This window comes from Gordonia sp. AC31 (assembly GCF_031844505.1).
Taxonomy (GTDB): Bacteria; Actinomycetota; Actinomycetes; order Mycobacteriales; family Mycobacteriaceae; genus Gordonia; species Gordonia hongkongensis.
In genome coordinates this window covers 441,000-454,948 of sequence record NZ_JAUZVK010000001.1, presented here as the reverse complement: position 1 = coordinate 454,948, position 13,949 = coordinate 441,000, and the positions used below count along the sequence as shown (strand labels likewise).

The window sequence follows — 13,949 nt, the reverse complement described above, 5'->3', positions numbered from 1 at the left end:
CGTGCGCGCCGACTCCGCGACCTGGCTACCCTGGTGACATGCGAACCGGTTCCCCCGACCTCGACGACGCCGAGGAGCTGATCTCGGCCGATGTCGACGGTTTGCTGAGAGCGGTCGCGCTCGCCGGCGCACAGGTGCGCGCCGTCGCCGAAGCGGTACGCGAAGGCGTGCTCGCCCCGCTCGCGGACCTGCGTCCCCGTAGCGTCATCGTGGTCCACGGTTCCAGCGGCGTCTCCCATCGGGCGACCGACTTCGCGGTGGCCACGCTCGGGGCCCGGGTGGACGTCCCGGTGGTCAGTGGTCCGGTGTTGCCCGGGTGGATCGGCCCGCTCGACGTCGTGATCGTCGCCGGCGACGATGCCGGGGACATGGCGCTCGCCGACGCCGCCGCGCGGGCGTTACGCCGGCGGGCCGAGGTCGTGGTGGTCGCACCCGTGGCCGGGCCTCTGCGAGATGCGCTGGGCGGCAACGGGATCAACCTCGCGCCGCGGTTCGACATCGAACCCCGCTTCCGCTTCGTGGGGTTCGCCGCCGCGCTGCTCGCGGTGTTCGGTGCGCTGACCCAGGTCCGGTTCACCGGGAGCGTGCCCGCACTCGACGACCTCGCCGACGCACTCGACGACGAGGCCTCGACCGGACACCCGGCCCGCGACGCCTTCCACAATCGCGCCAAATCGCTGGCGCTGCGCGTCCAGGGCCGCCCCACCGTCTGGACGGCGGACAGCCCGGCCGGCGCGGCCATCGCCCGGCATGCGGTCGCCGGGCTCGTCGGACTCTCCGGGATCGTCAGCGCCGCAGCCGAACTCACGGACGTCTCGCGAATGGTGCAGTTGCTCGGGTCGCGTTCGGATGTCGCGCCGAGTGCGGACTCGATCTTCTACGATCCCGACTTCGACGGACCGCCGGCAGCTCCCGCGCCGCGCGTCCAGGTCGTCTCGACCGGGCGGCGGGAATGGTTCACGCGTCAGCGGATCACCGGTCTCGGAGAGGTCGATCTCCTCGTCGGAATCGATCGTGCGCAAGAGACTTCGGCCGCCGGGGGCGCGGACGGCCGCGAGTGGGAGGACCGGCGTCCGGCGCCGGGTGAGGATCCGGTGGCCGACGGCCCGGGGGATGTACTGGATTTCCTGATCGTGGCACTACGGGTCGAGATGGCGGCGGTGTACCTCCGCCTGGTTGGGAACGCGTTGCAATGAGGATCATCGACGGAGTGGTGCGGCCATACGCCTGGGGGTCGCGGACCGCGATCGCGTCCATGCAGGGTAGGTCCGTGCCATCGGCGCACCCGGAGGCGGAGCTGTGGTTCGGGTCCCATCCCGCGGGTTCGGCTCGGTGCGTCGATGTCGCCGGGATCGAGCAGGATCTCGTCGATGTGATCGACGCGGATCCGATCGGCACGCTCGGCGCGGCGAGCACGGCGGCCTTCGGCGAGCGTCTGCCGTTCCTCCTGAAGGTGCTCGCCGCCGAGGAACCGCTGTCCCTGCAGGCACATCCGTCCGCCGAACAGGCCCGGGCAGGATTCGAACGCGAGAACGCCCGCGGTGTCGCGATCGAAGCCCGCGACCGCAACTACCGCGATCCATGGCACAAGCCCGAACTGATCGTCGCGACGACACCGTTCGACGCACTGGCCGGCTTCCGTCGACCGGAGGACACCATCCGGTTGCTCCGCGCACTGCAGGTCAGTGAGCTCGACCCCTATCTGGGGATGCTCGCGGGGCAGCCGGACTCGGAGGGGCTGCGGGCGCTCTTCACGACGTGGCTGACGCTGCCCGAGTCGCTGCTCCGTCAGCTGGTCCCGGCGGTACTCGCCGGCGCGGTCACCGTGCTGAGCACGGGTGAGACGGAGTTCGTCGCCGAACTGCGGACGGTGTGTGAACTCGGGGAGGCCTACCCGAACGATCCCGGTGTCCTGGCATCGTTGCTGCTCAACAACATTCACCTCGAACCCGGGCAGGGTCTCTATCTGTCCGCGGGTAACCTGCACGCCTACCTCCGCGGTACGGGTGTGGAGATCATGGCGAACTCCGACAATGTGCTGCGGGGCGGACTGACGCCCAAACACATCGACGTTCCCGAGTTGTTGCGCGTCCTCGACTTCACCCCGGTCGATGTCTCGGACCTGACCCCGCAGATCCGGACCGTCGGCGCCGAGCGCGTGTACCTCACCCCCGCTCCCGAATTCCGGCTGTCGCGTGTCGAACTCGACGGGACGGGCCTCCACCACGCCTCGTCGATCTGCTTCGACATGCCGGGCCCGCAGATCCTCGCCGTGCTCAGCGGCGCGGTGGAGGTCCGACCGGCGGGTGGGAACCCGCTCACCGTGACGGCCGGACGGGCGGTGTGGATCACCGACGACGACCCGGACGTCATCGTCCGCGCGGCGTCGGCTCGTGCGGTCTTCTACCGCGCGCTGGTGCCGGCCGCGGTCTCGGCGCAACCCGACCTGACCTCATCGGTGGCGTCCGCGTCCGAATGATGTCAGTCCGTCAGCGCCGAACCGGAGTAGCCGCAGCGGTGCCCGCGGGTTCGGGGTAGCCGCCGATCAGGTTCCATTCGTCGGGGGTCGCGACCATGGTGACCAGGATCGGCCGCCCGCCGGTGTCGAGTGCGATGTCCTGTGGCGTACGCGGATTCTGACGCAGCGCGACGGTGGCGCCGTCGGCGGGTTCGCCGAGGCCCGGTGCGACGACGATCATCCGCGTGGTGTCGGGTTGCGGGGAAGGTGGCGCCACACCGTCGACGATGACCAGGCCGGGGCCGGGGCGCGCCGGGGTGCGGTCGCCCGAGAGTGACAGCGCGCTCGGATCGCCCACGGCGGTGACCACCGGGGTCCACCGGTGCGGGCGGTCGGTGTGCACGCGCACCGCGGCACCGACCGCGACTGCGCGGAGAGCGATCTGGACCACGACGTGAATGCCCGCGGCGACCGAGACCGTGGAGATACCGGGTCCGACGAGCCGGGTGGCGACCGCGCGGCCGGCGTGATCGGCGCCGATGAGCTGGCCGCAACCGCCTGCCGGGATACGCGCCGAGGCGAGGAACGCCTCCGCCTCCGAACCCGTGAGTGCGGGTATGGCCCGGTCGAGCCGGGTCGGCGTCGAGATGGGGAGACTCGCTGCGAGAGCGTCGAACTGGCGGCCGTCGAGGGGGATCAGGCCCGCGGGCCATCCACCGAGTGCGCGCCTCGCGGCGGGGAACTCGTTGACGCGGACGATCCCGGACACCTCGACCGTCGTGCGATCGCCGCGACGCCTGCCCTCGGTGACTCGTGGGCACAACTTCACGGTGACGGTCGTCGAGACCGCGGAGTTGACCCAGATGCCGCGCAGCACGTCGGTCAGGGCGGCCGGTTCGACGGCGGCGCTGCGCATCCGCAGACCGGCGACGCCGACCGAGTCGCGTTCCTCGGCGAGCGAGTCGAGGCTCGCGCCCTCGATGAGCTGCGCCGTGATGGCGGTGATCTGTGCCGCCGACAGGATGGTCGTCGACAAGCCGTGTTCGGCGAGCCTCTTGGCGACGCGGCGGGTGGTCACCGTCGCGGTGCGCAGTGCACCGGTCGCGCCGCCCCCGCGGCGGGCGACGGCGTCGGCGCAGTCGAGGGGATTGAGCCGGAGGACGACCAGCACCGACCGTTGGGCCGTCGCCGACAGCGGGCCCAGGGTGCGGTCGTAGGTGTCCGGCGCGATGCCCGAACCCCACACGCGCACACCGTGACTGATGACCTCGATGGAGCTGAGCCGGATGTCGTAGGGACTGATGCACTCGGCCAGGACGCCGAGGGGCACCACCTGGCCCGATTCGTCGCCGAGTTCGCTGTGGCCCGGGGTCAGGTAGGTGACGGCCGGGCTGCCCGGGTCCACCCGGACGACGGTGACCAGGGTGTCGCCGACCCACCTCGCGCCGATGGTCGTCGGAGCCGATGTCCGCCGTGCGGTGGCGTGGGTGCTGGGGGCGGGCAGCGGTATGTCGAACGGGGCCGGGGCGAGATCGCCGTGGTCGCGGCGCATCCGCGACCAGGAGAACGACAGATTCGCCACGATTCGACCGAACACCGACGGCCGGCCGCCGACCCGCACCAGACCTGCGGAGACGACCGCGGCCACGCCGAGTGCGGTTGCACCCCAGACGCTGCCGGACACCACCCAGACGACGAGTCCGAGCGCCAGCACCGCCTCGATCACGACGAGTGTGGGCAGTGCCATCCCACGCCTGTTCCGCTCCACGGTTGCGACCCCCTCGATCACCGCTGCCGACTGCCGCGTGCCGTCCACCGAGAGTGTGCACAAGCGGTGGAGCCCCACACGTCAGGGGCATGTTTGTCGGCTAGGCTACTACCGCGCGGCAGGGGGTATGCCGCAGTAGATCACAACCCGCTCGCCGCCGGAGAAGGTCCGACGCCGCGGCCCGGGTGCGGACAGGGGGAGCCGTGGCACGTCAGCTGACGACCAAAGCCCAGGTCAACGGCTACCGTTTCCTGATCAAGAGGCTCGAGCACGCGCTGGTACGACGCGACGTCCGGATGTTGCACGATCCCATGCGTTCACAGTTGCAGGCGCTCGTGGTCGGGACCGTCCTCGGCTTGCTGGTCCTCGGCGGGTGTGGAATCTGGGGCCTGATCCGGCCGCAGGGGTCCGTCGGCGACGCCACGATCATCGTCAGCAAGAACAGCGGCAGCACCTACGTCCTGATCGAGGACACCCTGCATCCCGTCCTCAATCTGGCCTCGGCGCGGCTGGTGACGGGTAGCTCGGAGTCGCCGACCTCGGTCGGGGACAACAAGCTCAAGCCGTACCCGCGCGGACCCCTGTTGGGCATCCCGGGTGCGCCGGCGGCACTGCCGAAGTCGTCGCACCCGGACTCCTCCACCTGGACGGTCTGCGATTCGTCGACCGTGTCGGAGGCGCCGGTCGAGTCGATCGAGCAGACCGTCATCGCCGAGACGCCGCGTCTGGGTGACGCGATCGGGACGGCGAACCCCGCCGACGCCGTGCTCGTCGACGGCGGGGACCAGACCTTCCTGGTGTATCAGCTGTTCCGGGACGGTGTCTGGAGTCCGGTCCGTGCCGCCGTCGACACCGAGAGCGCGCCCGTCATGCGGGCTCTCGGTCTCGAGGGGGCCACGCCCCGGCAGATGTCCACCGGCCTGCTCAACACCTTCCCACTGGTCGATCCGCTTGCCGTGCCGGAGATCTCGGGTGCCGGCCAGCCCGGGGCAGTCGACGGCGCGAGTGTCGGCAGTGTCGTCAAGTCGGTCGGTGTCGACGACACGACGTCCTATCACCTGGTGCTGCGCGACGGGGTGCAGGAGATCAGCGCCCCGACCGCCGAACTCATGCGGCTGGCCGACTCCGACGCAGCTCCGGTGACGACCGTCGCCCCGGGGCAGCTCGCTGCGCTGAGAACCGTGGAGTCGGAACCCGTCTCGGACTTTCCCGAAGTCGCGCCGACGCTGCTGGACGTGGGCGGCGATCCGACGCTGTGCCGCACCTGGACCCGCGGGACGGGGGAGCCGCGCGCACAGACGACGTTGCTCGCGGGGCGTGAACTGCCGCTCGCGTCGGACGCGGTGCCGGTCCGGCTGACGTCGTCCGATGGTGCCGGACCGAACCTCGACGCGGTCTACATGCCGCCCGGCTCGGGTGAGTATCTGCAGGTGACCGGCAACGAGGCGGACAGCTCGCGCACCGAATCGCTGTTCTACGTCAACGATTCGGGTGTGCGGTTCGGCGTGCCGGACTTCGAGGCCGGCGGCATCCTCGGGCTCGGGGATTCACCGTCCCGCGCGCCGTGGTCGGTGGTGTCGCTGCTGGCGCCCGGGCCGACCCTCTCGCGCGAGAACGCCCTCGTCGCGCACGACGGCCTGGAGACCGCACGACTCGACGCCGGCGCGGAGCACACCGAACGACCCTCGACCGGCGGATGATCGACGGCGCTCCCGCCGCGGCCCTACGTGAGCGGGCCGCCGACGATGTTGCCGACGATCCCGCGGATGACGTTGGTGCCGTCCTCGGATCGCAGTTCCTCGTACCAGGCCGCGGTCGCCTCCGGGTCCTTGCCGTGCGTGACGTCGCAGCGCTTGCGTGCGCGGAGCACGAGGTCGGCGGCCCGTTCGGTGCGTGACGCCTCATAGGTCGTGAGGGCCGCGTGCAGGTCGTCGGGGTGATCACGGAAGGCGAACTGCAGGGCGATCGCATCTTCCATCGCCGAACAACCACCCTGCCCGATGTCGGGGGTGGTGTTGTGTGCGGCGTCGCCGAGTAGTGCTACATGTCCCCGGACCCAGGTGTGGAACGGATCGATGTCGAGGATCTCGACGCGGTTGGTGGTCGCGGGATCCAGTGTCTCGATGAGCTTCTGGACGCCGGGCGCCCATCCGGCGAACTCCTCGGCGAGCACCTCGCGTGCGGTTCCACGTTCGAACGGAACCCCTTCAGGCATGGTCACGTCGAAGAAGAAGTAGAACCGGTTGCCCGCCACCGGCATCACCGATACCCGACGCGAATCGCCCACGTAGGTGGTCCATTCGGTGGCCGGTCCGATCTCCTCGTCGATCGGGACGAGTCCGTTGAAGTTCACGTACCCCGCGTAACGACGCTCGACCGCGTGACCGAGCACATGGTCGCGGGCAAGCGATCTCGCACCGTCGGCGGCGATGACGACATCACCCTGGGCAGTGGTGCCGTCGGCGAATTCGACAGTGGCGCCGTCCGGACCGTCGTGGACGGCGACCATCTTCTTGCCGAACCGGATCTCGTCGTGGCCGAAGGCGTTCATGAGCATGAGCTGGAGTTCGGCGCGTGCGATCGGGTAAGGACGTTGCCCGACCTCGTCGATGAGCGGTGCCATGCTGAAGCGGCACATCGTCTCTCCGGTGAATGCGTCGATGTAGCTCATCGAATCGACGATGCCGCCCAGCGCGGCGGTCTCGGCTTCGAGGCCGAGGTGGTTCAGGCACTTGACCCCGTTGGACCACACCGAGATCGCCGCGCCGACGGGGCGGTTCTCGGTGACCTGCTCGTATATCTCGACCTCGTGCCCGAGCTGTCGCAACGCGATGCCCGCCGAGGTCCCGCCCATACCGGCGCCGATGATCACAGCTTTCACAGGAACCCAGGCTAGGTGTCCGCGAGCCGCGGCGCGCGGCGAGTACGCCGGACACCTCGCCGCCTGACCCGCCGCCGCGAGGACGTCGTGACCGGGATGGACCCGACGGGTCAGGACCGGTCGTGTCCGGTGACGAGCGCGGTGACCATGTCCTGCCACTGATGGGTGATCGTCTCGAGGTCGAGCCCGACGTCCACCAACAGGTAGCGGACCGAACTCGCCGAGAGCGGCGCCTGGACAGTGAGGGCCAGGAAATCCAGCGCGCCGTCGAAACCCAACTGGCGCAACAGGATCTGCACATGCTGGGTGGACGTTCGGGCCACCGGGTGACTCATGAAGTCCTCGGCGCCGGCGCCGGCCTCCAGCAGGATGTCGAGGTGGTCGGCGGTGAGCTTGAGGCGAGCGCGACCGTAGGCGAGGAGTCGGTCGAGCGGGGGAGCGCCGGGACCCAGCGGCTCCGGACCGGACAGATACGCCTGCTGGATCTCGGACTCGCTGTGGTCGAGGAGAGCGAGCATGAGCCCGGTCCGGCTGCCGAAGCGACGGAACACTGTGCCCTTGCCCACACCCGCTTCGCGGGCAACCGCCTCCATCGTCACCGCGGCCGCACCGTGGTGATCGATGAGGTTCTTGGCGGCAGCCAGCAGCAGACGCCGGTTACGTGCGGCGTCGGCACGTTCGGTCCCCGAAGAATTGAGCGAGATGTGGAGTGGGGAGTGGTCGGGCCCGTTTGGCACGTGATGAGCGTAACTCTTGACCAGATGCGGAATGAATCGGACCCTGGTCCGGTTAGAGCATGTCGTAGACAAGGTCGCGTGGACTTCCACGGACTCCTGTGCCATCGAGAGGAATCACATGTCGGAACGAGTCGTCGAACTGGTCGCGCTGGTCGGAAGCCTGCGTACGGCCTCGGTCAACCGCCAGCTCGCCCACCTGGCCGCGGACAATGCGCCGTCGGGAGTCTCCATCACGGTCGTCGACAATCTCGGCTCGCTGCCGTTCTACAGCGAGGACATCGACATCGAGGAGCAGCTCGACCCAGCCGTGGCGAACCTGCGCCAGATCGTCGGCGCCGCCGACGGCGTGCTGATCGCGACCCCCGAGTACAACGGCACCATCCCCGCCGCACTCAAGAACGCCATCGACTGGTTGTCGCGGCCCTACGGCACCGGCGCGCTCACGGGCAAGCCCGTCGCGGTGCTGAGCGCGGCCCTCGGCCAGTACGGCGGCGCGTGGACCCGTGAGGACACCCGTAAGTCGGTCGGCATCGCCGGCGGTCGCGCGATCGCGGAAGCCGACCTCGGTCTGCAGCTCGCGGCACTGCCCGAGGCCGGCCTGGATTCTCCGGAGGTCGTCGAGAAGGTCGTCGCGTCCGTCACCCGGCTCGTCGACGAGGTCGCTGTCAGCGCCTGACCCGCACCAACGTCCCGACGCCGCGCCCGGCCCTTGCCCGGCGCGGCGTCGTCGTGTCCGGGGGTGCCGGCGTCGGGCCGCGAGTGCGACCGGGGGCGGATGTGGATGGTCGGTGGACATGTTGTGGACCGCCTCGGGACAGCCTGTGAACGACACGCCGGACACGCGGAGGACACGCGGGGGATTTGTGATCGTGCACCGCTCCGACCTGCATGTCTTCCATCAATGTTATTCACAAGCCCTTGTGGTGACCAGAAATGTCAGCCACTAGGTGTAGTGTTTGAGCTACCAGTCAGGCAGACGACGAGAAGCAGTTCGACTCCTCGGAGAAAGCCACCACGATGGTGATCCAGGTCACCATCTTCACGCTGGGAAACCGCACGTCACTGGCGATTCCTACGACCCGAGGAGTACCTCCGAATGTCTATCACCGTCTACACGAAGCCGGCCTGCGTCCAGTGCAATGCCACCTACAAGGCCCTCGACAAGCAGGGTCTGTCCTATGAGATCGTCGACATCAGCGAAGATGCCGAGGCGCGTGACTACGTGATGGCGCTCGGCTACCTGCAGGCACCCGTCGTGGTTGCCGGTGACGCGCACTGGTCGGGCTTCCGTCCCGACCGCATCAAGGCACTCGCCACCGCCGCTGCCTGATCTGCCGTCACCATCACGGTGACATCGCCCGCCCGACCGGCGGTGCAGAGGCGATCCGACGGGGAAGCCGGATCACATCGCATCGCGAGGTCATCGAGGAAATGGTCACGCCGCTCACGGCGTTGACACCGACAGTGCCGGGCCGGACACGGCCGGCGAGATCACGAGAACTACCGGCTGGAGGAGACATGGCGGCAGAATCGCCGTTGATCGTGTATTTCTCCTCCGTCTCGGAGAACACCCACCGGTTCGTCGAGAAACTGGACATGCGCGCCGTGCGCATCCCGGTCCTCGATCGGACCGGTGTTTTCCGTGTCGACGAGCCGTATGTCCTGGTCTGCCCGACCTACGGCGGGGGCAAGGCGACGGGGCAACCCGGCGGCTACGTTCCCAAGCAGGTCATCCGCTTCCTCAACGACGAACACAATCGGTCATCGATCAGGGGGGTGATCGCGGCGGGTAACACGAACTTCGGCGAGGAGTTCTGTTACGCCGGCGATGTCATCGCACGGAAGTGCCACGTCCCCTACCTCTACCGGTTCGAATTGATGGGCACCTCCGACGATGTCGACCGCGTCCGCGCGGGACTCGCCGAATTCGCCCAGAGTCCGGCGTTCGCGGCGAGCGTGTCGCTCAGCGCCTCGCCCGCCTGACCTGCGGATTCCGCTCGATCAGGCTTTGTCGTACCCCTCCCATACTCTGGCCGCACCGGCCCTCGGTAACAGCCACCACTACCCGCAGGAGTCATCTGTCGTGTCGCCCACCGCCGCCGTCTCGGACACCACTTCAGCCAGCAAGTCGGGTGTGCACCCCGGGCCCTCGGGACACGACCCGGGCGAGCTCGACTACCACGCCCTCAATGCGATGCTCAACCTGTACGACGCCGAGGGCAAGATCCAGTTCGACAAGGATCGCGAAGCCGCGAACCAGTACTTCCTGCAGCACGTCAACCAGAACACGGTCTTCTTCCACGATCTCGACGAGAAGCTCGACTACCTCGTCGAGGAGAACTACTACGAGCCCGAGGTCCTTGCGAAGTACGACCGCGAGTTCGTCAAGAGCCTCTTCGGGCACGCCTACAGCAAGAAGTTCCGTTTCCCGACCTTCCTCGGGGCGTTCAAGTACTACACGAGCTACACGCTCAAGACGTTCGACGGCAAGCGGTACCTGGAGCGTTTCGAGGATCGCGTGTGCATGGTGGCGCTGACCCTGGCCGACGGCGACACGGCCCTCGCGCGCAACCTCACCGACGAGATCATCGACGGCCGGTTCCAGCCGGCGACGCCGACCTTCCTCAACTCCGGCAAGAAGCAGCGCGGCGAACCCGTCTCGTGCTTCCTGCTGCGTATCGAGGACAACATGGAGTCGATCGGCCGGTCGATCAACTCGGCCTTGCAGCTCTCCAAGCGCGGCGGCGGAGTTGCCTTGCTGCTCAGCAACATCCGTGAGCACGGTGCGCCGATCAAGAAGATCGAGAACCAGAGTTCGGGTGTCATCCCGATCATGAAGCTGCTGGAGGACTCCTTCTCCTACGCCAACCAGCTCGGTGCCCGGCAGGGCGCGGGCGCGGTGTACCTGCACGCACACCACCCCGACATCTATCGCTTCCTCGACACCAAGCGCGAGAACGCGGACGAGAAGATCCGTATCAAGACCCTGTCGCTTGGTGTGGTCATCCCGGACATCACGTTCGAGCTGGCCAAGGCCAACGACGACATGTACCTGTTCAGTCCGTACGACGTCGAACGTGTCTACGGCGTACCGTTCGCCGACGTCAACGTGACGGACAAGTACCACGAGATGGTCGAGGACCGTCGCATCCGCAAGACCAAGATCAAGGCGCGCGAGTTCTTCCAGACCCTCGCCGAGCTGCAGTTCGAGTCGGGATACCCGTACATCATGTTCGAGGACACGGTGAACCGGGCCAACCCGATCGACGGCAAGATCACGCATTCCAACCTGTGCTCGGAGATCCTGCAGGTGTCGACGCCGTCGACCTTCAACGACGACCTGTCGTATGCCGAAGTGGGCAAGGACATCTCGTGCAACCTGGGTTCGCTGAACATCGCCAAGACGATGGATTCGCCCGACATCGGCCAGACCATCGAGACCGCGATCCGCGGCCTCACCGCGGTGAGCGACCAGACCACGATCACGTCGGTGCCCTCGATCGAGCACGGCAACAACCAGTCTCACGCCATCGGCCTGGGGCAGATGAACCTGCACGGATACCTGGCGCGTGAGCGGGTCTTCTACGGCAGCGAAGAAGGCATCGACTTCACGAACATCTACTTCTACACGGTGCTCTATCACGCGCTGCGCGCGTCGAACCGGATCGCCGCCGAGCGCGGCCGGGCGTTCACCGGCTTCGAGAAGTCGAAGTACGCGAGCGGTGAGTTCTTCGACAAGTACACCGAGAAGGTGTGGGAACCGGCGACCCAGAAGGTGCGAGACCTGTTCGGGCAGGCCGGGATCGCCATCCCGACCCAGGACGACTGGCGTGAGCTGAAGGCCGCCGTCCAGCGTGACGGCATCTACAACCAGAACCTGCAGGCCGTCCCGCCGACCGGTTCGATCAGCTACATCAATCACTCGACCAGTTCGATCCACCCGGTCGCCGCCAAGATCGAGATCCGCAAGGAAGGCAAGATCGGCCGCGTCTACTACCCGGCGCCGTACATGACGAACGACAACCTGGAGTACTACCAGGACGCGTACGAGATCGGGTACGAGAAGATCATCGACACCTACGCCGCGGCCACGCAGCATGTCGACCAGGGCCTCAGCCTGACGCTCTTCTTCAAGGACACCGCCACCACGCGCGACGTCAACAAGGCGCAGATCTACGCATGGCGCAAGGGCATCAAGACGCTCTACTACATCCGCCTGCGCCAGATCGCGCTCGAGGGGACCGAGGTGGAAAATTGCGTCAGCTGCATGTTGTGACCTGTTGAGTGTGAACCGTTGCGTACGAACATGGTTCCGGCCACAGGCGGCGTGATCTACGGGGTTCGGTTGCGGGCCGCGTATGACTATCGCTACATCGGGCTCACCACAAAAACTGGGCAGCAGCGGCTGCGGCAACACTTCAAAGTCGCGGCGGCCGGAAGAAAGACACCGTTCTATGACTGGCTCCGATTGCAAGATCGCGACAACGTTTTGGCGGACGAGTTGCAGTTCGTCGAAGGACTCAACGAGTTGGGGGAGGCCGAGATCGCTTGGATCGCCTACCTCAAGCGCGACGGCCAACCGCTGCTGAACCTGGCAGAGGGCGGATTGGGTCCTACCGGGGTGGTTTGGACCGGGGAGATGCGAGAAGCGGCTCGGGTTCGTTCCACTGGACGGAAGGGGCTGAGCCGGTTTGCGGATGACAATCCGTTCTATGGTCTCAAGCACTCCGACGAACAGCGTGAGAAGTGGTCGGTCCAGCGCAGAGGCTCTATCACCGGAGAAGCAAATCCGAACTTCGGGAAGTTCGGACCTGCTCACCCCAGCTACGGGCGCGTCATGTCGGAGGAAGCTCGCGCTCGACTGTCGGAGCAACGAAAAGGCGAGGGAAATCCGAACTTCGGGCGGCGCGCGAGCGAGGAGACACGCCGCAAGATGTCCGACGCTCAGAGGGGGCGTCCAAAGCCCTCGAGCAAACGGAATGCCCACACCAGGCACCACACGAACAAAGGCGTGTTCAAGAGCACGTGTCAGTACTGCATCGACGATGTAGCCAAACCCGATGAGTGAAGAAAGCGACATCTGCCATGTCTGAGAAGCTCAAGCTGGTCAGCCGGGTCTCGGCGATCAACTGGAACCGCGTGCCCGACGAGAAGGATGCCGAGGTGTGGGATCGCCTCACCGGCAACTTCTGGTTGCCCGAGAAGGTGCCGGTGTCCAACGACATCCCGTCGTGGGGCACGCTCACCGAATACGAGAAGCAGCTCACCATGCGGGTGTTCACCGGTCTCACCCTGCTCGACACCATCCAGGGCACGGTCGGCGCGGTGTCGCTGATCCCGGACGCCACCACTCCGCACGAGGAGGCGGTGCTCACCAACATCGCCTTCATGGAGTCGGTGCACGCCAAGAGCTACAGCTCGATCTTCTCGACACTGTGCTCCACCAAGGAGATCGACGAGGCGTTCCGCTGGTCGGAGGAGAACGAGCAGCTGCAGCGCAAGGCGCAGATCGTCATGGACTACTACCGTGGCGACGACCCGCTGAAGCGCAAGGTCGCCTCGACGCTGCTCGAGTCGTTCCTGTTCTACTCCGGCTTCTACCTGCCGATGTACTGGTCGAGCCGCGCGAAGCTCACCAACACCGCCGACCTGATCCGCCTAATCATCCGCGACGAAGCGGTGCACGGGTACTACATCGGCTACAAGTATCAGCGCGGACTCGAGGTCGAGACCCCGGAGCGTCGTCAGGAGCTCAAGGACTACACCTTCGAGTTGCTGTTCGAGCTCTACGACAACGAGAGTGACTACACCGAGGCTCTGTACGACGAGGTCGGGCTGAGCGAGGACGTCAAGAAGTTCCTGCGCTACAACGCGAACAAGGCCCTGATGAATCTGGGCTACGAGGCGATGTTCCCGCGCGACGAGACCGACGTGAACCCGGCGATCCTGTCGGCACTGTCGCCCAACGCCGACGAGAACCACGACTTCTTCTCCGGGTCGGGCAGTTCCTACGTCATCGGCAAGGCCGTCAACACCGAGGACGAGGACTGGGACTTCTAGTCCCACCGAGGATTTCGTAGCGTCAATGCGTGCTATATGCGCATT

At 66.9% G+C, this 13,949-nt stretch carries 12 protein-coding genes; 9 read left to right on the top strand and 3 right to left on the bottom strand.

All coding sequences use genetic code 11. The features are described 5' to 3' along the window. Nucleotides 1–38 precede the first annotated feature (38 nt). On the top strand, nt 39–1,196 hold the full coding sequence (locus tag Q9R39_RS02125; protein WP_065632653.1) for a hypothetical protein: 1,158 nt from the start codon (nt 39–41) through the stop codon (nt 1,194–1,196). Then, complete coding sequence (gene manA, locus Q9R39_RS02120) at nt 1,193–2,479, top strand: mannose-6-phosphate isomerase, class I (RefSeq protein ID WP_265966068.1); 1,287 nt, start codon at nt 1,193–1,195, stop codon at nt 2,477–2,479. The genes Q9R39_RS02125 and manA overlap by 4 nt, the downstream gene beginning before the upstream one ends. A gap of 10 nt (nt 2,480–2,489) precedes the next feature. Here the strand turns inward: manA and eccE are convergent, their stop codons facing one another. Then, nucleotides 2,490–4,205 carry a type VII secretion protein EccE gene (gene eccE, locus Q9R39_RS02115; RefSeq protein ID WP_265966070.1) on the bottom strand — a complete coding sequence of 572 codons (1,716 nt, stop codon included), beginning with the start codon at nt 4,203–4,205 and terminating at the stop codon, nt 2,490–2,492. A gap of 224 nt (nt 4,206–4,429) precedes the next feature. Between eccE and eccB the strand changes: the two genes are divergently transcribed. Then, nucleotides 4,430–5,926, top strand: coding sequence for a type VII secretion protein EccB (eccB, locus tag Q9R39_RS02110; protein WP_058252544.1), 1,497 nt, complete (start codon nt 4,430–4,432; stop codon nt 5,924–5,926). 23 nt (nt 5,927–5,949) lie between these two features. On the opposite strand, the gene hpxO is transcribed toward eccB, so the two are convergent. Continuing rightward, nucleotides 5,950–7,107, bottom strand: coding sequence for an FAD-dependent urate hydroxylase HpxO (hpxO, locus tag Q9R39_RS02105; RefSeq protein ID WP_058252545.1), 1,158 nt, complete (start codon nt 7,105–7,107; stop codon nt 5,950–5,952). A 110-nt stretch (nt 7,108–7,217) separates the two neighbouring features. After that, entirely contained in the window at nt 7,218–7,844 is a 627-nt protein-coding gene (locus Q9R39_RS02100) for a TetR/AcrR family transcriptional regulator (protein ID WP_065632656.1), read from the bottom strand. Nucleotides 7,845–7,962: 118 nt separating this feature from the next. Here Q9R39_RS02100 and Q9R39_RS02095 point away from each other — a divergent pair, with 118 nt between their 5' ends. The 6 genes from Q9R39_RS02095 (at nt 7,963) to nrdF (ending at nt 13,904) form a co-directional block, all read left to right on the top strand. Next, entirely contained in the window at nt 7,963–8,520 is a 558-nt protein-coding gene (locus Q9R39_RS02095) for an NAD(P)H-dependent oxidoreductase (protein ID WP_055475908.1), read from the top strand. Between the two features lie 420 nt (nt 8,521–8,940). Then, on the top strand, nt 8,941–9,174 hold the full coding sequence (locus tag Q9R39_RS02090) for a redoxin NrdH (protein WP_004019249.1): 234 nt from the start codon (nt 8,941–8,943) through the stop codon (nt 9,172–9,174). A 188-nt stretch (nt 9,175–9,362) separates the two neighbouring features. Further along, a complete protein-coding gene (gene nrdI, locus Q9R39_RS02085) occupies nt 9,363–9,827 on the top strand; it encodes a class Ib ribonucleoside-diphosphate reductase assembly flavoprotein NrdI (protein ID WP_055475910.1) in 465 nt (154 codons plus the stop codon). A 100-nt stretch (nt 9,828–9,927) separates the two neighbouring features. Next, nucleotides 9,928–12,120, top strand: a complete 2,193-nt coding sequence (gene nrdE, locus Q9R39_RS02080; protein WP_226513682.1) for a class 1b ribonucleoside-diphosphate reductase subunit alpha — start codon at nt 9,928–9,930, stop codon at nt 12,118–12,120. 30 nt (nt 12,121–12,150) lie between these two features. After that, entirely contained in the window at nt 12,151–12,912 is a 762-nt protein-coding gene (locus Q9R39_RS02075; RefSeq protein WP_226513681.1) for an NUMOD3 domain-containing DNA-binding protein, read from the top strand. A 17-nt stretch (nt 12,913–12,929) separates the two neighbouring features. Continuing rightward, on the top strand, nt 12,930–13,904 hold the full coding sequence (gene nrdF / locus Q9R39_RS02070; RefSeq protein WP_065632743.1) for a class 1b ribonucleoside-diphosphate reductase subunit beta: 975 nt from the start codon (nt 12,930–12,932) through the stop codon (nt 13,902–13,904). Nucleotides 13,905–13,949 lie beyond the last annotated feature (45 nt).

Excerpts from the sequence above, each read along its gene's own strand:
- Q9R39_RS02125 (WP_065632653.1), top strand. The coding sequence starts at position 39 with ATGCGAACCGGTTCCCCCGACCTCGACGACGCCGAGGAGCTGATCTCG.
- manA (WP_265966068.1), top strand. The coding sequence starts at position 1,193 with ATGAGGATCATCGACGGAGTGGTGCGGCCATACGCCTGGGGGTCGCGG.
- eccE (WP_265966070.1), bottom strand. The coding sequence starts at position 4,205 with ATGGCACTGCCCACACTCGTCGTGATCGAGGCGGTGCTGGCGCTCGGA.
- Q9R39_RS02095 (WP_055475908.1), top strand. The coding sequence starts at position 7,963 with ATGTCGGAACGAGTCGTCGAACTGGTCGCGCTGGTCGGAAGCCTGCGT.
- Q9R39_RS02090 (WP_004019249.1), top strand. The coding sequence starts at position 8,941 with ATGTCTATCACCGTCTACACGAAGCCGGCCTGCGTCCAGTGCAATGCC.
- nrdI (WP_055475910.1), top strand. The coding sequence starts at position 9,363 with ATGGCGGCAGAATCGCCGTTGATCGTGTATTTCTCCTCCGTCTCGGAG.
- Q9R39_RS02075 (WP_226513681.1), top strand. The coding sequence starts at position 12,151 with ATGGTTCCGGCCACAGGCGGCGTGATCTACGGGGTTCGGTTGCGGGCC.
- nrdF (WP_065632743.1), top strand. The coding sequence starts at position 12,930 with ATGTCTGAGAAGCTCAAGCTGGTCAGCCGGGTCTCGGCGATCAACTGG.